This is a genomic window from Mesorhizobium sp. USDA 4775 (assembly GCF_054062655.1).
In genome coordinates this window covers 446012-464552 of record NZ_JBSSFM010000002.1, presented here as the reverse complement: position 1 = coordinate 464552, position 18541 = coordinate 446012, and the positions used below count along the sequence as shown (strand labels likewise).

15 protein-coding genes and 7 pseudogenes are annotated in these 18541 nt (G+C 60.5%); 12 read left to right on the top strand and 10 right to left on the bottom strand.

Going from position 1 to position 18541, the window contains the following annotated elements; translation table 11 throughout:
• From ACVILI_RS34235 to ACVILI_RS34215, 5 genes and pseudogenes are all read left to right on the top strand, one after another.
• Positions 1-621 (top strand): hypothetical protein (locus tag ACVILI_RS34235; RefSeq protein WP_457102813.1); only part of this gene is annotated, 621 nt, incomplete at its 5' end.
• 280 nt (positions 622-901) lie between these two features.
• Positions 902-1006, top strand: a pseudogene (locus ACVILI_RS34230) (IS6 family transposase); the annotation flags it as partial.
• 168 nt (positions 1007-1174) lie between these two features.
• The gene (locus ACVILI_RS34225) at positions 1175-2803 is read left to right on the top strand and encodes an IS1634 family transposase (RefSeq protein WP_038655116.1); all 1629 of its coding nucleotides are present in this window, start codon (positions 1175-1177) and stop codon (positions 2801-2803) included.
• A 92-nt stretch (positions 2804-2895) separates the two neighbouring features.
• Positions 2896-3507: pseudogene (locus ACVILI_RS34220) on the top strand (IS6 family transposase); the annotation flags it as partial.
• Positions 3508-3560: 53 nt separating this feature from the next.
• Positions 3561-3743: pseudogene (locus ACVILI_RS34215) on the top strand (transposase); the annotation flags it as partial.
• Positions 3744-3791: 48 nt separating this feature from the next.
• Here the strand turns inward: ACVILI_RS34215 and ACVILI_RS34210 are convergent.
• Complete coding sequence (locus tag ACVILI_RS34210; protein ID WP_091586684.1) at positions 3792-5168, bottom strand: IS701 family transposase; 1377 nt, start codon at positions 5166-5168, stop codon at positions 3792-3794.
• A gap of 98 nt (positions 5169-5266) precedes the next feature.
• On the opposite strand from ACVILI_RS34210, the gene ACVILI_RS34205 reads away from it, so the two are divergent.
• Positions 5267-5551 carry a hypothetical protein gene (locus ACVILI_RS34205; protein WP_038645292.1) on the top strand — a complete coding sequence of 95 codons (285 nt, stop codon included), beginning with the start codon at positions 5267-5269 and terminating at the stop codon, positions 5549-5551.
• Positions 5542-5784, top strand: a complete 243-nt coding sequence (locus tag ACVILI_RS34200) for a hypothetical protein (protein WP_457102812.1) — start codon at positions 5542-5544, stop codon at positions 5782-5784. Before ACVILI_RS34205 ends, ACVILI_RS34200 begins: the two co-directional genes overlap by 10 nt.
• A 78-nt stretch (positions 5785-5862) precedes the next feature.
• Here ACVILI_RS34200 and ACVILI_RS34195 read toward each other — a convergent pair whose 3' ends face one another.
• Positions 5863-6561: an IS6 family transposase gene (locus ACVILI_RS34195; protein ID WP_457102804.1), complete on the bottom strand. Its 699-nt coding sequence runs from the start codon at positions 6559-6561 to the stop codon at positions 5863-5865.
• A 71-nt stretch (positions 6562-6632) separates the two neighbouring features.
• Positions 6633-7772: pseudogene (locus ACVILI_RS34190) on the bottom strand (IS256 family transposase); the annotation flags it as partial.
• Positions 7773-7900: 128 nt separating this feature from the next.
• Here ACVILI_RS34190 and ACVILI_RS34185 point away from each other — a divergent pair.
• From ACVILI_RS34185 to ACVILI_RS34175, 3 genes are all read left to right on the top strand, one after another.
• Positions 7901-8221 (top strand): nitrogen fixation protein NifZ, encoded by a 321-nt coding sequence (locus ACVILI_RS34185; RefSeq protein ID WP_240565549.1) that lies wholly within the window; start codon positions 7901-7903, stop codon positions 8219-8221.
• Complete coding sequence (gene nifT / locus ACVILI_RS34180; RefSeq protein WP_038654963.1) at positions 8218-8430, top strand: putative nitrogen fixation protein NifT; 213 nt, start codon at positions 8218-8220, stop codon at positions 8428-8430. The genes ACVILI_RS34185 and nifT overlap by 4 nt, the downstream gene beginning before the upstream one ends.
• 282 nt (positions 8431-8712) lie before the next feature.
• A complete protein-coding gene (locus ACVILI_RS34175; RefSeq protein ID WP_038649879.1) occupies positions 8713-9936 on the top strand; it encodes an IS256 family transposase in 1224 nt (407 codons plus the stop codon).
• A gap of 108 nt (positions 9937-10044) precedes the next feature.
• Here the strand turns inward: ACVILI_RS34175 and ACVILI_RS34170 are convergent.
• A pseudogene (locus ACVILI_RS34170) lies at positions 10045-10342 on the bottom strand (IS110 family transposase); the annotation flags it as partial.
• A gap of 245 nt (positions 10343-10587) precedes the next feature.
• On the opposite strand from ACVILI_RS34170, the pseudogene ACVILI_RS34165 reads away from it, so the two are divergent.
• Both ACVILI_RS34165 and ACVILI_RS34160 read left to right on the top strand, forming a co-directional pair.
• Positions 10588-10800, top strand: a pseudogene (locus ACVILI_RS34165) (transposase); the annotation flags it as partial.
• 269 nt (positions 10801-11069) lie between these two features.
• Positions 11070-11261: a hypothetical protein gene (locus ACVILI_RS34160; protein WP_038654966.1), complete on the top strand. Its 192-nt coding sequence runs from the start codon at positions 11070-11072 to the stop codon at positions 11259-11261.
• Positions 11262-11700: 439 nt separating this feature from the next.
• On the opposite strand, the pseudogene ACVILI_RS34155 reads toward ACVILI_RS34160, so the two are convergent.
• The 6 genes and pseudogenes from ACVILI_RS34155 to nifD all read right to left on the bottom strand — a co-directional run.
• Positions 11701-11950 (bottom strand): annotated as a pseudogene (locus ACVILI_RS34155) (DUF269 domain-containing protein); the annotation flags it as partial.
• A gap of 18 nt (positions 11951-11968) precedes the next feature.
• The gene (gene nifX / locus ACVILI_RS34150) at positions 11969-12466 is read right to left on the bottom strand and encodes a nitrogen fixation protein NifX (RefSeq protein WP_038654970.1); all 498 of its coding nucleotides are present in this window, start codon (positions 12464-12466) and stop codon (positions 11969-11971) included.
• Complete coding sequence (nifN, locus tag ACVILI_RS34145; RefSeq protein WP_038654973.1) at positions 12453-13814, bottom strand: nitrogenase iron-molybdenum cofactor biosynthesis protein NifN; 1362 nt, start codon at positions 13812-13814, stop codon at positions 12453-12455. Before nifN ends, nifX begins: the two co-directional genes overlap by 14 nt.
• Positions 13811-15304 carry a nitrogenase iron-molybdenum cofactor biosynthesis protein NifE gene (gene nifE, locus ACVILI_RS34140; protein ID WP_457102811.1) on the bottom strand — a complete coding sequence of 498 codons (1494 nt, stop codon included), beginning with the start codon at positions 15302-15304 and terminating at the stop codon, positions 13811-13813. The genes nifN and nifE overlap by 4 nt, the downstream gene beginning before the upstream one ends.
• A gap of 62 nt (positions 15305-15366) precedes the next feature.
• Positions 15367-16908 carry a nitrogenase molybdenum-iron protein subunit beta gene (gene nifK, locus ACVILI_RS34135; protein WP_457102810.1) on the bottom strand — a complete coding sequence of 514 codons (1542 nt, stop codon included), beginning with the start codon at positions 16906-16908 and terminating at the stop codon, positions 15367-15369.
• Positions 16909-17043: 135 nt separating this feature from the next.
• Positions 17044-18537: a nitrogenase molybdenum-iron protein alpha chain gene (gene nifD, locus ACVILI_RS34130; RefSeq protein WP_038654979.1), complete on the bottom strand. Its 1494-nt coding sequence runs from the start codon at positions 18535-18537 to the stop codon at positions 17044-17046.
• Positions 18538-18541: the final 4 nt, after the last annotated feature.

The window sequence follows — 18541 nt, the reverse complement described above, 5'->3', positions numbered from 1 at the left end:
GCCGCTCGAGACGGCATCAACACATTTGTTATGTTAAATGACAATCGCGCTCGTGGTGTCCCCACGAGCTTCGCCGCCCTCGCGGTCAATATGATCGCGTATGGCGTCAATCAATTCACAGTAAATACATTCCAAGGCCTCGGGATATCGCATTCAGGCACGAGTTCTGAAGCGCAGGATGAATCTCTCCGTGGGGCCTTTCGGCACATCGCCGCATTCTCGGCAGGAAACGCGTTAGGAGAGGCTGCCGATGCGATCACCTATCCTGCATTGATGAGCTACTTTGATAAGGTCGGCCAAGGGTTGCGAGAGGGTCTCGCGCACCGGATCCAAGAAGGAGAGCGGATGGGGATCGCTGGAGTGAAAAAACTACGCCTCGCGGCTGGCCTACGCCTCCCGACCGGTGAAGACATACTAAACAAGGTTTCAGGCGTCATGCTGCCTCGGGCCTCATTGTTTGCCATATTGTTTTTGTTACTGAATGCAATGAACAAGATCGGACCAAAGGCTGGCCTCAATGCAAAGAACAGTGAGATCCTTCTTAATGCCGTAGCGGGTGCATCTATTGCATTGATGTCTGTGATTTTTGTGTCCACAACGGCAACTCTCGCAAGACGGTAGAACCATAGTCTGGATCGGCCGATCCAGACTATGGTGAACCAACCAATTCTCTCGGTTCCGTCGCAAACTCCAGCTGAGGTCCCAAAGGCAGGATGAGCGTCAGGCGGCGCTCGTGCGGCGAGCATTTCGAACGGCACTGTAAACTTAACGCTGTGAAGACAAGATCTGGGAGTGAGGCTTTGGTTCATTCGGCGTGAAGGCGCGCGATTTGGCCCGACTTAAACACCGCCTGGGGCCGTAAAGTTAACCGACGGCTGATGAAGATGTGCGAACATGGGCCATGTCAGAAGTTGCTCGTGATCCGCTTTATCGTCGCCACCGCTTTCCCGCCGAGATCATTGCGCACGCGGTATGTCTCTACTTTCGCTTTCCGCTCAGCCTGCGCATGGCCCAACTTGAACAGTTGGACGTGAACGGATAGCGAACACTGTCCGTTAAGCCATTGAAATCATTTGCCTTGAATTTCGGGCGCGAAAATGTGTGGTAACAACATTTGATCTGCTAGCCGCATGTTGTATGGATTTTATGGCATTTATTTACTAACAACGCTGGCATGTTTGTCGTTGAGAGAGTCGCGCGCGGCCATCGCTATCTCTACCTCGTGGAAAGTGTCCGCGACGGCAAAACCGTTCGCCAGCGCACGATAAAGGCACTGGGCCGCAAGGATGCGCTGGTTGCCAGCGGCGAACTTGACAGATTGGCGGCCTCGATTGCGCGCCATGGCGAACGCAGCCTCATCCTGTCCGACATTGACGCGGGGCGGATTGCCTCTCGCCGCATTGGCGGTCCGCTGTTGTTCGGGCGGCTGTGGCAGCGGCTCGGGATTGGCGATGTGCTGGAAGAGGTGCTGGAAGGGCGCCAGTTCGGCTTTGCGGTGGAACGGGCGGTGTTCATTGGCACGTTGCATCGGCTGTTCGTGTCGGGCTCGGACCGCGACTGCGCGAACTGGATGGCCGATTATGGTATCGAGGGCGCCGAGGGTCTGGCGCTCCATCACTTTTACCGGGCCATGGCGTGGCTGGGCGAGGAACGCGGCGAAAAGGCGCAAGGCGCGCTGGTGGCGCGCTGCGTGAAAGACGTGATCGAGGAAAAGCTCTTCGCGCGCCGGCAGGACCTGTTCACCGACCTCAGCCTTGTGTTCATGGACACAACCTCGTTATCCTTCTACGGCGCGGGCGGCGAGACGCTGGGCAAGCGCGGGCATTCCAAGGACTTCCGCCCCGATCTGGCGCAAATGATCCTGGCGCTGGTCGTTGATGGCGAGGGCCGGCCGATCTGCACCGAGATGGTGCCTGGCAACACCGCTGACGTGACCGTCCTGTTGCCGGTGGTCGATCGGCTGCGAACGCGCTTCGGCGTCACACGCGCCTGCGTTGTCGCCGATCGCGGCATGATCAGCGCCGATACCATCGCCGCGCTCGAAAAGCTGGGCATGGAATACATTCTGGGGGCCCGCGAACGCTCGAGCAGCGTGATCCACAACGTCGTGCTCAATGACACGGCGCCGATGGTTCCGCTCGTTCTCGAGCGCCAGCGCGGTGAAACTCAGTTGTGGGTCAAAGAGGTCAAGTTCGGTAAAGACCGCTACATCGTCAGCCGCAATGACGCCGAGGCCGAGAAGGACAAGGCCGACCGCCAGGCGATCATCGCCGGCCTCGAGGCACAGCTCAAGAAGGGCGACAAGGCACTGGTCGGCAACTCGGCCTACCGGCGTTACCTCAAGGCCGGCGGCAAGAACTTCAAGATCGATGTCGGCAAGCTTGCCGAGGAAGCCCGCTACGACGGTATCACCGTGGTGCGGACCAACGCGAAGGTGACCCCGCTCCAGGCCGTGCTGCGGTATCGCGATTTGCTCGAGGTCGAGAGCCTGTTCCGCGCCGCCAAGGCAACCTTCAATACCCGGCCGATCTTCCACCAATCCGATGCCGCCATCCGCGGGCATGTGTTCTGCTCGTTCCTGGCGCTCGTGCTCAGCAAGGAACTGCGCCGCCTCTGCCGGGCCAAAGGCCTGACGCCCGAATGGCAGCCGCTCCTACGCGATCTCGATCGCCTCCAGGAAGCCACCATCGAAAAGGATGGTCGCATCGTCACAACCAGAACTCACGTCACCGGCCAAGTGGGCAACGTCTTCAAGGCAGCTGGCATCGCTCTGCCACACAACCTCGACGAACAACTCGCCTGAGATCCCCCCAAAATGTAGTGGTAACACGCGCCGGCGCGCGCCTAACATGCTGACTTAATGACATATTCTCACAGGCGGTGTTTAAGTCGGGCATGGTTGAGGACATGTTGGCGGCCCGCGGCATCATCGTCACGCATCAGACCATTCGAAGCTGGGCGGAGAAATTCGGGCGGCATTTCGCCCGGGAGATCAAGCGACGGTCAGCCGGCTGCCTGGGCGACAAATGGCATCTCGACGAATGTGTGGTGGCCATCAATGGCAAGAAGCAGTGGCTCTGGCGTGCCGTCGATCAGGACGGCTTCGTCCTCGAAGTGCTGGTGCAAAGCCGCCGAAATGCCAAGGCGGCAAAGCGTCTGATGCGCAAGTTGCTGAAGGCTCAAGGGCGGACACCACGGGTCATGATCACCGACAAGCTCCGGTCCTATGATGCCGCCAGGCGCGACCTCATGCCCGGTGTCGAACACCGGTCGCACAAAGGCCTCAATAATCGAGCGGAAAATTCGCACCAGCCGACCCGACGACGCGAAAGGACCATGAAACGCTTCAAGTCGGCACGCCAGCTTCAGCGGTTCGTTTCCATCCATGATCCGATTGCCAACCTGTTCCACTTTCCCCGCAATACGCTGTCATCGGCTCAACATCGAGACCTGCGTAACGCCGCCATGCAAATCTGGAACAAAATCGCGTGTCTCGCCGCAGCCTGACAGCCGTCCCGGTCAGCTATCGCTGCATCAATCCACTGATAACTTTACAGTGCCGGTCGGACAGCGCCAAAGGCTTCGAAGTCCTGCCGCGCCGATGGGTCGTCGAGCGGACCTTCGCATGGCTGGGCAGATGCCGAAGGCTGGCCAAGGACTTCGAGCGATCCATCGAATCCGCACAGGCCTGGGTCTTCATCGCAAACATCCGCATGCTCACCAGACGGCTCGCAAGGACCTGAAATCACGGCGGTCATTCCGATTCAGACACTAAGCTCGACTTTGTACGTTTAGGTGGCGAAGCATAGTGCTTGCGCCATTCGCAGGATGCGTTGTGGCGGGATATTTTGTCGTTCCCGGTTTGGCGGGGAGTGTTGATTAATATCGCCGATCCAGATTTCGAGGCGGACTGCGCCGATGGCATCGCTGAACGTCAGGCTGGTTTTTCGGTACCACGCTGCGGCGTATGGGGTGGTGGTGCTGGTGAGCAGATCGCAGGCCCATAGCGATACGAGGGTGTAGAGACCGAGCAATGTTGGGGTGGTTCGTGCAATGGCCTTGTCGGACCATTGCCGTTGGGTCTCAACGCCAAGGTGGGCGCGGGTCTCGGCGAACGTGACCTCGATCTGCCAGCGGCGGACGAACAGGGCGATGATGTCGGCGGGCTCGAGGGCGATGTCTGTGCTGAAGAAGGCTTGGGGCGCGCGTTTACCATCGGGATCCCGGACCAGCACCCAGCGGATCGGCATTACCGGGGTACCGGGCCTGTACCACAAGGCGGTATCAGACGTGATCTCGAGCGTCTTGCCGTCGACATGGCCATACCAGGCGGACACGATGATCCTGGCCCAAGTCGTGGCGGGGTTGGACAGGAGGGTCTTGAGCTTTGGTAGTGCTGGACCTTTTTGCGCTGGCCGGCCGAGGGTGCGCGTGGTCCGCTTTGGCGGTGGCGCAAACAGGCTGGCATCCAGTCGCAGCCGGCTGATGAGCGTTGCCCTGGCAGTGATGGCATGGGCCAGTTCATGGACGGCAAAGCTGCTGTCGCCTACGAAGATGACGCGGCGCCCTGGCAGCCAGCGACAGAGTTGCAGTGCGCCCTGCCGCGCCCAGTCGGTCAGCAGCTTATGGCGCCGCCCACGTTGATGGTCGGATCGCTCGGATGGGGCAAGCAAGGTCAGGACCGGCAAGGCCTTTACCAGGCTCGTCCATGGCACCGGGGTCAGCACCATGAAGCTCAACCAGCGCAGGCCACTGGCTTTGACGAAATGGCCATGGCTGGAGCGCACTGGATCCCGGTAGATGCCCCGTGCGCTGATCCGGCGTCCCCATCGGCGTTCGATGGTGTCGTCCATGCCAATGACGATGGGGCCATCGGGCACGAGCCGTTCGACCACGAGGCCCAGCAATCGCCTGGCAACGGCACGGGGGCTCCAGCAGGCTCGGTTGAAGATTTGGTGGTAGCTTGCAAAGTTGGCGGCCTCGGCCCTGCCGGTCATGCGCAAGCAGGAGCTGACGGTCCGCTTGCCCGGCGCCAGCAAAGCTCCCATGACCAGAACAAGGACATGTTCCCAACTGGGCGCTGTGAAACAGGTGCGCAACTCTTGGAGCCACTGGCGCAGGATCTGAGGAACGGCATCGCTGACGGCGGCGTTGGGATGGTGCAGCATCCCATGCTTCGAATCCCGGCCAGCACATGTTGCAAGGCAATGACCGTGCGGCGAAGTGAATCAGACCTGACTAGGGCTGCGGCAGCTATGACTGCACAATGGAAAAGGACGACATAGCCCTGCGCATCGAAGCGTTCGACCAGGCCAATGGCGGCGGCGTTGGCTGGTACAAGGACAAAGGTGCCTACCACCTGTACCTGCTGGCAACCGAGGTGCCGATCGCCCGTCTCAAGCCGATCGGCAGAGGCGATGAGGTCAAAATCGCCTACTGGTCACACCGGCGAAAATGGGAAGACATCGACGATATGGGAGGCTGCAGCCTGCCCCTCGATCAGGCGCTCAGCCACATCGCAACCAACAGCCTCTTCTGGACATGGACCTGACCAAAAACGTACAAAGTCGAGCTAAGGATCAAAAACTTCTTGCATCACAGGCGGCAACCACAGAAGAAATTACCGGTCTCGTCGGCGCCTGTGCCAAATCGGGCTCGCCGATCGAACCTCCTGTTTCCTACCTTGACACTCATGTTGCGGTGCAGCAAGGTTGCGCAACAGAGGATGGGCCCGTGCGACCAACGAACCGGCATTTTTCACATTATCAGGACGACGCCGCATGAGCAGTGCACCAAGCTGTGGCAGGTTCTGTCGCAAAGATCGAAACGGGACAAAGGATGGCAGGAATCCGGGTCGGCGTTCTATGCCGTGAGGATGGCGAACTGCTCGGCGATTGAGGGGCTGGGATTGTAGGCATACCTCGCCTGCCGTTTGCGCATCATGTGGATCATCTCGATGCCAGACAGGATAATTTCGGCGGTCGCCTTCGCCTTGAAGCCGAGCATGGAGCTGATGCGGCACTTGATCCGTCGATGATCCTGCTCAATGCGATTGTTGAGGTACTGGCTTTGGCGGGTGCGGATCGGCTTCAGCGATCGCCGCGATCGATCCCGCAAACGGCTTTCAGCATCGCAGGAAAGGATCGCCTCGTGATTTGTCTGGCTGCCGTCGATGACGATGCGATCCGGCCGGCCATGGCGCTCAAAGGCCTTGCGGAAGAAGCGTTTGGCTGCCGGCAGGTCACGGTTTTCGCTGAAGAAGAACTCGACCGTGTCGCCGACGCTGTCGATGGCGCGGTAGAGATACATCCACTTGCCGTGCACCTTGATGTAGGTCTCGTCCATGTGCCACTTCCCGGTGACGGTGCGCTTGCGCCGGTTGAAGCGCTCCAGCAGCTGCGGCGAGAAGTGCACGACCCAGCGATGCACGGTGGAATGATCGACGTTCAAGCCGCGCTCGGCCATCATCTCTTCCAGATCGCGGAGGCTGAGCTTGTAGGCCAAGTACCACCGTACGCACAGCAGGATCACCGACTGGTCGAAATGGCGGCCCTTGAACATCACGTACTCCTCCAAAGCTGAGGGGCGTTCCATGTCATAGTCCGCTTACCGAAAGGTTTGCGACAGAGCCGTTTGAAGACCATCAGCCTTGCGGTCTTCGATGATAGGGAGCCTTTCGTGCGCACCGTGCGATGGCGAACGGTGGCAAAAACGCTCTCGATGGGATTCGATGTCCGCAGATGATCCCAATGTTCGGCGGGGAAATCGTAGAACGCCAGCAAGGCATTCTGATCTTTGGTCAGGCAGTCGACCGCCTTGCCGTATTTCGCATCATATTTCTCGACAAAGACGGCAATCGCCGTCTCGGCTGAGGCTCGGTTCGGGGCGGAAAAGATTTCGCGCAGATCTGTCTTCATGCCGGCCTGCATTGAGTTCGGCACCTTGTTGAGCACGTTGGCTGTCTTGTGCACCCAGCACCGCTGGTGCTTGGTGCCGGGAAGGACCTCATCGAGCGCGCTCCAGAAGCCAAGCGCGCCGTCGCCGACGGCAAGATCGGGCGCGATTTGCAGGCCACGACGCTTCACGTCGACCAGCAGCTCGCGCCAGCTCTGCGCACTCTCACGAATCCCTGTCTGGAAGCCGACGAGTTCTTTTTTGCCCTCAGGCGTGGCGCCGATCAGCACCAGCATGCATTCGGCATGGTCTTCCATGCGCGCCTGGAGATAGACCCCGTCCGCCCACACATAGACATAATGGCGCGCCGAAAGATCGCGCTTTTGCCAACGCTCGTATTCGGTGGTCCACTCTGCCGTCAGCCGCGTGATCACCGAGGGTGAGAGGTTCGCTGCCTCCTTGCCGAGCAGGGCTGCCAGAGCTTCCTGAAAGTCGCCCGTCGAAACGCCGCGCAGGTAAAGAACGGGAAGCAGCGCGTCCAGACTTCGCGTCCGACGCGCCCATTTGGGTAGGATCGATGAGGAAAACCGGACCCGGTCCGCTTCGCCGGTCGCGCCGCGGTCCCGGACCTTCACCCGGCTGACGGGCACCGGCCCGATCCCCGTCTGGATGCTCCGCTCCGGGCCGCGACCGTGCCGGACCAGCCGCTCACGTCCGTCCGGCAGCTTCAGATCCCGCATCTCGGCAAGAAACGCTTCGGCCTCCATCTCGATCGCCTGCGCCAGCAATTTGCGCGCGCCGGTGCGGAGCACATCCGTCAGGGGATCATCGATCTCGTCGGGCTGACGAAGGCGAACAATGTTGATAGTCTCGTTCATGGCGTATCGCTCTCCTTGAGAGGTTCTGGCAGGCTTCAATCACCCGCCTCGATACGCCGCCCTTCTCAAACCGTCATCACCCATTTTCCGCCATAGCTCCTCATCAAACGCAAAGGGAAGGAACGGCCATGTGGCTCGGACGCGAACAGGAGGTCGAAACACGCAGGCCTCCCCAATTTACGCCGGGAGAGCGGGTCCGTGCCACCCGCCACATAAAGAATGACGGAACCTATCCTGGCAGGGAGATCGGCGAAAATCTCGTGCGGAAAGGCGATGAGGGTTATGTGCGCGACATTGGCACCTTTCTCCAGCAGTTCTTCATCTATGCCGTCGAATGGATCGACCATGGCACAGTCGTCGGCATGCGAGCCCGTGAACTGATGAGCCTCGACAAAGCCGAAGCTCCTTGCGGTGCCGAAAGCAGTGCCAATGAAGGAACGGCTAGATGAAAGTAATGATCCGCAGGACCGATGCTGGATTGTCGGCGTATGTCCCCAAGAAGGATCTCGAAGAGCCAATCATCACGCTCGAGAACGAAGATTTGTGGGGCGGGACGGTAACGCTCAAGAACGGGTGGCGGTTCCTCCTACCCGATCTTCCGCGAGATACTCGTCTGCCGATCACCGTCGAGGCAAGGAAGATTTCCGACGAGGACTGACGCCGCCGGTCGACCGACGTGAGCCCACTCTCGCATTGCCAGATCACCTTCGATGATCCAGCGGCCCCTCGTCGTCGTATCCGTGCCATCCTGAAGCTGCAACTTCACGGTACGAACGGCATGGTGCACGTCGATGCGTGCTACGACGGGTGCAGGACGAGTGCAAAAGGCCGCATCCATGGTGATCGACAGCCGCCAGCTCAGTACCTTGCGCGTGAACCAGTCGGGACTGTCAGGAATTCCGTGTGCGGGCGGGCATAATGGGTAAAAAGGATTCCCACTATGACCCGACGCAAAGAACCTGCGATACCGAATGATCTTCTCGACCAGCTTCTGGCAGGCGGGGCAGCCAGTGCTGCCTTCGAACAGGGCGGCCTGCTGGATACGCTCAAGAAGGCTCTGACCGAGCGCGCGCTGAACGCGGAGATGGACCATCATCTGGCGAGCGGCGAAGACGCTGGCAACACGCGCAACGGTTATGGCCGCAAGACGGTGACGACCGAGACCGGCAAGCTGGAGATCGATGTTCCGCGTGACCGCCAGTCGAGTTTCGATCCGCAACTGATCGCCAAGTACCAGCGCCGTTTTCCCGGCTTTGATGACAAGATCGTGTCGATGTACGCGCGTGGCATGAGCACCCGGGAGATCACCGGGCACCTGCGCGATCTGTACGGCATCGATGTGTCTGCGGACCTGATCTCAACGGTGACGGACGCCGTGCTCGACGAAGTCGCCACCTGGCAGCAAAGGCCGCTCGATCCGATTTACCCGCTGGTCTTCTTCGATGCGATCCGGGTCAAGATCCGCGATGAAGGGATGGTCCGCAACAAGGCCATCCACATCGCACTGGGCGTGCGCGCCGATGGTGCAAAGGAGGTGCTGGGCCTGTGGCTCGAGCAGAATGAAGGCGCCAAGTTCTGGCTGCGGGTGATGAACGAGCTCAAGAACCGCGGCACGGAGGATATCCTTCTGGCCGTCGTCGATGGCCTGAAAGGCTTCCCGGACGCGATCACCGCTGTGTTCCCGGAGGCGATCGTCCAGACGTGCATAGTCCATCTGCTGCGCAACTCGATGGACTTCGTGTCCTGGAAAGATCGCAAGAGCCTCGCCGGCGCACTCAAGGAAATCTACCGCGCCGTCGATGCCGATGCCGCCGAAAAGGCGCTGGCGGCGTTCGAGGCCGGCCCCTGGGGCCTGCGCTATCCCGCCATCGGCCAGAGCTGGCGGCGCGCCTGGGCCGAGGTCATTCCATTCTTCGCGTTCCCTGACGACGTCCGCCGGATCATTTACACGACGAACTCAATAGAGGCGTTGAACTCGAAACTTCGACGGGCTGTCAGGGCCAGGGGCCATTTCCCCAGCGACGACGCGGCGACCAAGCTGCTCTATCTGATCTTGAACCGATCCGAGAAAGAGTGGAAAATGCCGCCACGTGAGTGGACCATGGCCAAGGCCCAATTCGCTGTCATCTTCGGCGAGCGCTTCATCAGGGCAATGGCTGCATAATGTTCAACAGCCCGCCCGCACACGGAATTCCTGACAGTCCCGAACCAGTCGACGACAGCAACCAGGTAGCAGAAGCCGCGGGCCATCGGGATATAGGTCAGGTCCGTCGGCCAGCGTTCCCGCGTCGACCTTGTCGGTCTTCACATGGGGCATGGGCGATCGCCTTCACCTGAAGTGGGTTGGCGATGACTACCCGCTTCACGAAGGGCGATAACACCCGTGACACCGCCATGCAGTTGCCAGTCGCCTCGATTACCACCTCGTCTGTCGCCAGAAGGATCTTACCAAAGCCCTCCAGCGCCGTTCGGGTCATGTCGACACGCCCTCCATGTCGAAGCTTACCATCTTCCCAGAAAACCACCTCCCCGAAGGTTCGGTGGATGTCCATTCCAATCACGCGTCGCATATGCGCCTCCTGTCAGAGCGAAACGACGGGAGCGGCGGGCGACACGACAACTACGGATTCGCGCTCACGGCGCAACCGGGCGAGTCGCAGAGGCGGCCAGCTACTAACACGAGCTCTCGGCTCATCGTGTGGATCGGCCTGCCCGCACCTTCGTGCTCCCGGGCCTCCGTCCCGGATGGTCGCACCATACACCGCGATCCTGGAAACCGCAGCCGGACATCGGCACCGAGATCTTCATACCGGTTACGAACTCGATAGCGGCGTTGAACCCGAAACTTCGACGGGCTGTCAGGGCCAGGGGCCATTTCCCCAGCGACGACGCGGCGACCAAGCTGCTCTATCTGATCTTGAACCGATCCGAGAAAGAGTGGAAAATGCCGCCACGTGAGTGGACCATGGCCAAGGCCCAATTCGCCGTCATCTTCGGCGAGCGCTTCATCCGGGCAATGGCTGCATAATGTTCAACAGCCCGCCCGCACACGGAATTCCTGACAGTCCCCGCCGATCTCCACCGCCTGATCGACCGTTGCTGCGAGCGTGTGGCCATCATACGGATTATCCACGAACGCCTTGGCCGACATAATCACGGGGCACTCGCATAGGACAAGCCGGTGTTTGGTTTCTCCCAGATCATCTGCGATTTAAATCAAATCCGTCTGTGGATATTGACGATTGCGTGACCCTCACCTCGTAGATGGTTAACGCGGGCGGCAACTGAGAGGGTCATATGACAAGCGATTTTTCCGCCGCGCGAGTGCATCTAGATCGAGCGTATCATTACCTGCGAGGCGATGACCCGATGAGCCGGAGGGGGCGCGAAGCCTTGGATTTGCTCATTGAGGCAGTTGCCGGCGAGGAGTTCAAGCAGCCGAGCCAAGACGCGGAGGTGCTAATGTTTCCGATTGGGGGCCGCTTCTGACGCGACCTCCATGTGGCAACCATGAACATGGTGTGCAAACACCCTAAGAATACTGCCCGTCCAGGCATGAGCCGGGTCGGACAATCGAATGGGGTCCGAAGCCTGTCGCTGACAATCATCCGAATTGAGCTGTCCATTATAGTCATCGGCGGCAGCTATTCCGGAATGGCGCCGTCCGGCAGTTCCGCCGCGCCCGCGCCAAGTTCTGGTGATCGACGCTGGGCTGCGGTGGAACCGTTTTGCCAGCTCGCGCGCTCGCTCTCCTTGTCCTGCTTTCACGACCGTCGCTACTACGGCCATACGGCCGGCGTACGCGCCGAAGGTTTCCGGCCGGATCCACTTCAAGGAAAAGGGCGGCATCGCTGCCGCCCTTTCCGTATGCATAAGCCAGATCGGCTGGATTAAAAGTCTATGCCGCCCATGCCGCCAGGCATGCCGGGCCGCAGCGCTCCTCGATCGCAAGCCCGACAGCGGCGTAGAACTTATCAAGCCTCCAACGTCCGGATCGGGATCGCACAGCGCTGTTCCTTGGCGATGATGAAGTCTCCCAGCAGCTCGGCATCCGGTTTGCCTTCCCATGACCCGTGGGAATCCTGGGCACGGATCAGCCGCACGACGCATTTGAGGAACGCGGTGGCAAGGGCCGCCTCGTCCTCGGTGACGGCAGGGCTAACAGCTGCGTCAAACATTTCGCCTTCTCCTCATTTTCAGTCCTCGTCCTCGAAGGATGGTTTCTTCTCGGCGACGCCTGCCTCCGCCAGCACCTTGTGCAGCCAAGGGGGAGGACACGTCCTGAGCATCATCTGCGTGCGCAACAGCACCTCTTGGATGGTTTGGGGCTGCGGCACCTTGATCGGATGGATTTTCGCCGAAACAACCTTGGCTGCCCAAGGTCCGCCGATCGCCAGACAAAACAGCAGATGGCAGCCCTTCAGCGCCTCCACCTTCCGCGTGATGCGGTCATCACCCTCGGTTCGATGCGTCCCGTTCTCATCGGAAACGTCATCGAAGGCCAAGGCTTCCACGAGATGGCACTCCTCGCGCGTCACGTCGTAGACAGCAAAGCGTCTGGCCGAGCCGAAATGGGCATTGAGGTCCTTCATGTCCTGCGTGGCGATGGCTACGCGCAATGCGCCTGCTCGTCTTTCAGGGATCGGTGCGTGTACCTCGTCAGTGACGAGTGAGAGGCGACTAACGGGGCCCATCTGGCGTTTCTCGCTTGCGGAATGGATCAAGTTTCTCGGGCGTCGGCGCATGCCGGTTGGCCTCGAACATGTTGGCGACCTCGAAAACCAGATCACGGGTGCCCTGATAGAGGATTGAGAGCTTGTGCTGGCTGCCGAGCCGGTCGAAGACGGGGAAGCCGACGCGCATGAGCGGAATGCCAAGACGTTGCGATGCCTGGCGTCCATGTGAATGGGTGACCAGAAGATCAGCCCCGCCGGCAAGCGCTTCCAAATCGCTGAGATCGCCGATCTGAATCGAGGCCGCCGGAACCCTTTCCAGAACTTTCGACATATCGGTCGTGGTGACTGCCGCCGCAATTTCGGAGCCCATGCCGGTGAAGAAGGTCGCGAGTTGATAGAGTTGGTCCGGTTCAGCAGCAATCGCAATTTTCTTGCCTCCGAAATAGAAATGTCCGTCGAGCAACGCATCCTGCAATTGCGCCCGTCGACGGCGCACGCTGGCCGGCACAGACTCGCCAGAAATCACGGACAGCAGCGAGACGAACCGGTCGGCATCCTTCAATCCGGTCAGCGACTCGAACAGCACGTAAGGCACGCCGGTCATCTTCTGCAGCACCTCGGCCGGGTGACGCATATGCTCTCCGATGGCGATGCAGTGCGCGGCCGCGCCGAGCTCGCGGATATCCTCGACGCTGGTGCCGCCATAGGTGGTCGTAACCCACCAGTCGGGCACGGTGCCGTCGAGCGAGCCGGAGACATCCGGCAGTATCACCGGGTTGAGCCCAAAGCCTTCCACCATCTCGCGCAAATGCTCGATGTCAGCCACGGTGAGGTTCCAGCCGGGCAGGATGGCGATCTTCTTTGACTGGCGCGCCCGCTCGCCCGGTCGCGTCATGCCTTCGATCATCGCGCTGACAGCCTTGGCCCAACCCTGTTCGATCGCGCCGCTGAAATCCGGCGTGTTGGCCAGCACGATCTCCGTACCCGCGAGTTCTTCCGCCCGTTTCAGCCTGATGTCGGCAATGTCGCCTGCGCAATCTTCGCCACGGGTTTCCACCAGGGCCGTCGTGCAGACCCCAATCAGCTTTGGGTTCGTGCGGGTCTTCAGGTTGAGGATCGCCTGTTCCAGATTGTCTGACCCGCCGAGGATGGTTGTCACTTCATCCATCGCGGTGGTCTGTAGGGGAATCGCTTCCTTGAAATGCCGCACGAAGAGCACGAGCGCGAAGCTGGTGCAGCCTTGGATGCCGTGGAATAGCGGCACTGCGCCGTCGATCCCGAGAAAGGCCAAGGCAGCACCCAGCGGCTGTGACGACTTCAGCGGATTGACCGAAGCTGATTTGGTCTGGGAAAGGATGCGGGTCATCGTGTTTCCTCAACGCTCGCCGAAATCGTCGGCGTGGTGCCGGTGAACTTCTTTAAGGCATGCAGGCTCGCCGTCCCGCTCGTTGTGCTCGGCGGTTCGTCCTTCATGGCAGGCTGGCAATCCCACGGGGCCGGCTCGCGCACCTGGCGCCAGATCGGGTTATGAATGGCGAGGTCGATCTGGCGCACGAGTTCCACCATGCCGTCATAGCCGGCATAGGGGTGCTGGCGCTCCTGGTTGATGTCGAGCCAGGGCGTCTTGGCCTTGAGCGCGATGAATTGCGTGCGCCCGCCCGACAGCATGATGTCGGCCTTGCCTTCTGAGAGCATGGCGTAAAGGTCGCGCGCTGCCATCTGCTCGAACATGTGGTTGTCGTCCTGTTTGATGCGCTCCTTGTCTTCGAGCGTGGATTTCTTGACCGAGGTGCCGACGATCTCGATGCCGATCTCCATCAGTGCATGGACAATCGACCAAGACTTCACACCGCCTGTGTTGAGTACCAGGCGCTTGCCCTGGAGCCGCCGCCGGTAAGCCTCGAGCTTCTTCCACGCAATCGCCTCCTCCTGAGCGATCAGCGTCTCTGTGCGGGCGAGGATCTCTGGATCAGCGCCCTTCTTCACGAGCAGCTCAGCAATGTTGCGCAGTGCTTCCGAGGTGTCGGTGATGCCGTAGAAGGAGCCTTCGAAGAACGGGATGTCCCAGCGCTCCTCCATCTTGCGAGCCAGATTGATGAGCGCGGTCGAGCACACCATCATAGCCGCCCGGGCGCGGTGCGCAGAGGCAACGTCGAGGTAGCGCGCATCGCCCGGAATGCAGGCGCGCACCCGGATCCCGAGCCGATCGAGGAGCGGCTTCACCAGCCAGAATTCGCCGGAGAGGTTGAATTCGCCAAGGATATTGATGTCGTACGGCCCAGCGTCGTCGGGTTCCACCGTGCCGATGACGTGCTCGAGCAACGCCTCGGCGGCGAGCTTGTTGCCGAGGTTCTTGGAGCCGGCCAAGCCCGGCGCATTGACCGGCACCACGGCCAAGCCGAATTTTTCCCCCGCGCGCTTGCAGACGGCCTCGATGTCGTCGCCGATCAGCGCCGTCACACAGGTCGAATAGACGAAGATCGCCGGCGGCGCATAGGCTTCCTTGATCTCGCGGATCACCTTGAACAGCTTGCGCTCGCCCTGCCCCATCACGACGTCGAGTTCGGTGAGATCGGTCGTGAAGCTCGTGCGCCACAGCGTTGCCCCGGACGAAGCCGCACCGCGGTTGTCCCAGGAGTTGCCCTCGCAGGCGAGCGGCGCATGGACCAGATGCGCGACGTCGGTGATCGGCTGCAGCACGATCTTGGCGCCGTCAAAAGCGCAGCCGCCGGCTGCCGCTCCCGGCGTCAGCGGCTTCGAGCAGCCCTCTTTGCGCGCTTTGGCATCCTTCCCGCAGTTTTTATCGCAGGCGGGCTCGTTGAAGACATCCTGGATTTTGGCGCTGAGCGATGACATTGCGTCGGTCTCCAAAGTCCATTGGGCAATGAACAGCCTGGGCGGAAAGCCGGCCGCCGCTCTTAGCGGGTGAGGTCATAGGAATAGTCCGTCACGCCCGTCTGGCTCGTCTCGCGATCGAGCTTGTCGAAGATCTTGTCGAGGATCGTCGTCAGCACGCGCAGCCCGCCCTGGTAGCCCATGAGCGCAAAGCGATGGTGATGGTGCCGGTCGAAGATCGGAAACATCAGCCGGATCAGCGGCGTGCCGGTGTCGCGCTCCAGATACTTGCCATAGGAATTGCCGATCAGCAGGTCCACCGGCTCGGTGAAGAGCAGCGAGCGCATCGCCCACAGGTCCTTGCCCGCCCAGACCTGAGCGTCCTTGCCGAAGGGCGAGGATGCAAGCAGTTCCTTCATCTCGGCTTCCCACGCCGAGGTGCCGTTGGTGGCGAGGCAATGTGTCGGCTCGCCACCGGTCTCCATGACGAAGCGGGCCATGGCGTGGACGAAATCCGGATCGCCGTAGATCGCGTATTTCTTGCCATGCAGCCAGGACTGGCTGTCAGCCATGGCGTCAACCAGTCGGCCGCGCTCCAGGCGGATTGTCTCGGGGATCTCCTTGCCGGAGATCGCCGAGAGCTCCATCAGGAATTCGTCGGTCGCCTGGACACCGAGCGGGTAATGGAACGAGGCGGTCGCCTGCCCGACTTGCTCGCAATATTCCAGCGTTTTTCGGGTGTTGTAATACTGCAGCGAAAGTGTCGCCTCGGCGTTGAGCGCCTCCTTCACGTCTTCGATGTTCGTGCCGCCGTCATACATGCGGTATTCGCCGTCCGACGGGGTGTCGAACTGGTCAGAGGCGTCCTGGATGAAGGTGTAGGACACGCCCATCAGGTCAAGCAGGCGTTTGAGTTCCCGGTTGTTGCCAACGCAGAAGCCGTCGAAGCCCGGAATGATGTTGATGGTTCCCGCGGCTTCCGTGCGCTCCTGGCCTGTCCAGAAGTGCTCCAAAATGCCTTTGACCATGCCGTCATAGCCGTCGACATGGCTGCCGACGAAGGCCGGCGTGTGGGCAAAGGGCACGTCGAAGTCGCGCGGGACCGAGTTTTCGTCCTTGGCGTTCTCGATGAAGCTGTGCAGGTCGTCGCCAATGACCTCCGCCATACATGTGGTCGAGACAGCGATCATCTTCGGGTCGTAGAGCTGGTAGGTGTTGGCGAGCCCATCGACCATGTTCTTCAGGCCGCCAAAGACTGCCGCGTCTTCCGTCATCGAGGAAGAAACTGCCGAAGCAGGCTCCTTGAAATGGCGTGACAGGTGCGAGCGGTAATAGGCCACGCAGCCCTGGCTGCCGTGGACGAAGGACATGGTTCGCTCGAAGCCCGCGGCCGCGAACACCGCGCCGAGCGGCTGGCAGGCCTTGGCGGGGTTCACCACAAGCGCTTCGCGGGCGAGGTTCAATTCGCGGTATTCCCACGTCTTGGTGAACTCTCGTTGATCGGCAACGATCTGGTCCGGGTGCGGACATTCGAAATTCAGCTTCTTCTTGGCGAGCATCTGCCTGTATTCCGACTCCCGGAACAGGGGAGCGTGGTCGAGAATCTTTTCAGCCGACTGCGGCATTGGTGATTACCTCTTTTTCGTCTGGCCGGCCCTTAAGGCAGCTCGGGGACGTCGAGACGTTTTCAGGTCTCCCGCGGGCCACGGGGCCGCGGGCGTTCATCGTCTCCCTTGGGGAGACCAGGCGAAGGCCGGGTGTTATTCGGCAGCCATCGCCCGGCCATGGCTCGGGCTTTCTTTCCAAGGCGCCTGGTACAGGCCCCAGACCGGATTGTTGATCGCAAGATCCACGTCCCGCGCGAAAATGGCAAAGCCGTCATAGCCGTGATACGGTCCCGAATAATCCCAGGAGTGCATCTGACGGAACGGTATGCCCATCTTCTGCACCGGGTATTTTTCCTTGATGCCCGAGCCGACGAGGTTGGGGCGAACCCCCTCGATGAACTTTTCCAACTCGTAACCGGTCACGTCATCGTAGATCAGCGTGCCATTCTTCACGTAATGGCCGGTGCGCTGATAGTCGTCGTTGTGGGCGAACTCATAGCCGGTGCCGACGATCACCATGCCGAGATCCTCGTAGGCGGTGATGACGTGACGGGGGCGCAGGCCGCCGACATAAAGCATCACGGTATTGCCTTCGAGGCGCGGCCGGTACTTGGCAATGACCGCATCAACGAGCGGTCTGTACTTGGCGATGACCTTCTCGGCTTTCTCCTCGATTTCGGGCCCAAAATGCTTGGCGATCTTGCGCAGAGAGGCTTCGATCTGGGAGGGGCCGAAGAAATTGTACTCCATCCAGGCGATGCCATACTTTTCCTCCATGTGCCGGCAGATGTAGTTCATCGACCTGTAGCAGTGGATCAGATTGAGCCTGGCCTTTGGCGCGCGCTCTATCTCGGCGAGGGTCGCGTCGCCCGACCAGTTGCCGACCACGCACAGCCCTATCTCCTCGAGCAGGATGCGCGAGGCCCAGGCGTCGCCGCCGATATTGTAGTCACCGATCACGTTGACGTCGTAAGGGCCGGCCTCGAACCCGATGTCCTTCTTGTCGAAGACCCAGTCGCGGATCGAGTCGTTGGCGATGTGGTGGCCGAGCGATTGCGAGACGCCGCGGAAGCCCTCGCAGCGCACCGGCACGATCGTCTTTCCGTGTTCCCTGGCCTTGTTGCGGGACACGGCTTCGGTGTCGTCGCCAATCAGGCCGATCGGGCATTCGGATTGCACGGTGATGCCGTTGTTGAGGGGAAACAGTCCCTCAATCTCGTCAATTATCTGTTCCAGCTTCTTGTCACCGCCGAAAACAATGTCCTTCTCCTGGAAATCGGAGGTGAACTGCATTGTCCCGAACGTGTCGATGCCCGTCGTGCCGACGTAGTAGTTGCGGCGCTGCGACCAGGAATATTGGCCGCACCCGACCGGGCCGTGCGAGATATGGACCATATCCTTTACCGGACCCCACACCACGCCCTTTGAGCCGGCATAGGCGCAGCCGCGGATCGTCATCACGCCCGGAATGGACTTGATGTTCGATTTGACGTCGCATTCAGAAACGACCTCGCCAGCCTCGTCCCCGCTCTTTGCGACGCTAAGGTGCTTTTTGCGGTGCTTCGCCGCCTTGTCGGGATATTGCGACAGCACCTCCTCGACAAGCTTCGCATGGAGAGCGCCGTCATTCTTGTATTCCAGGCTCATGGGA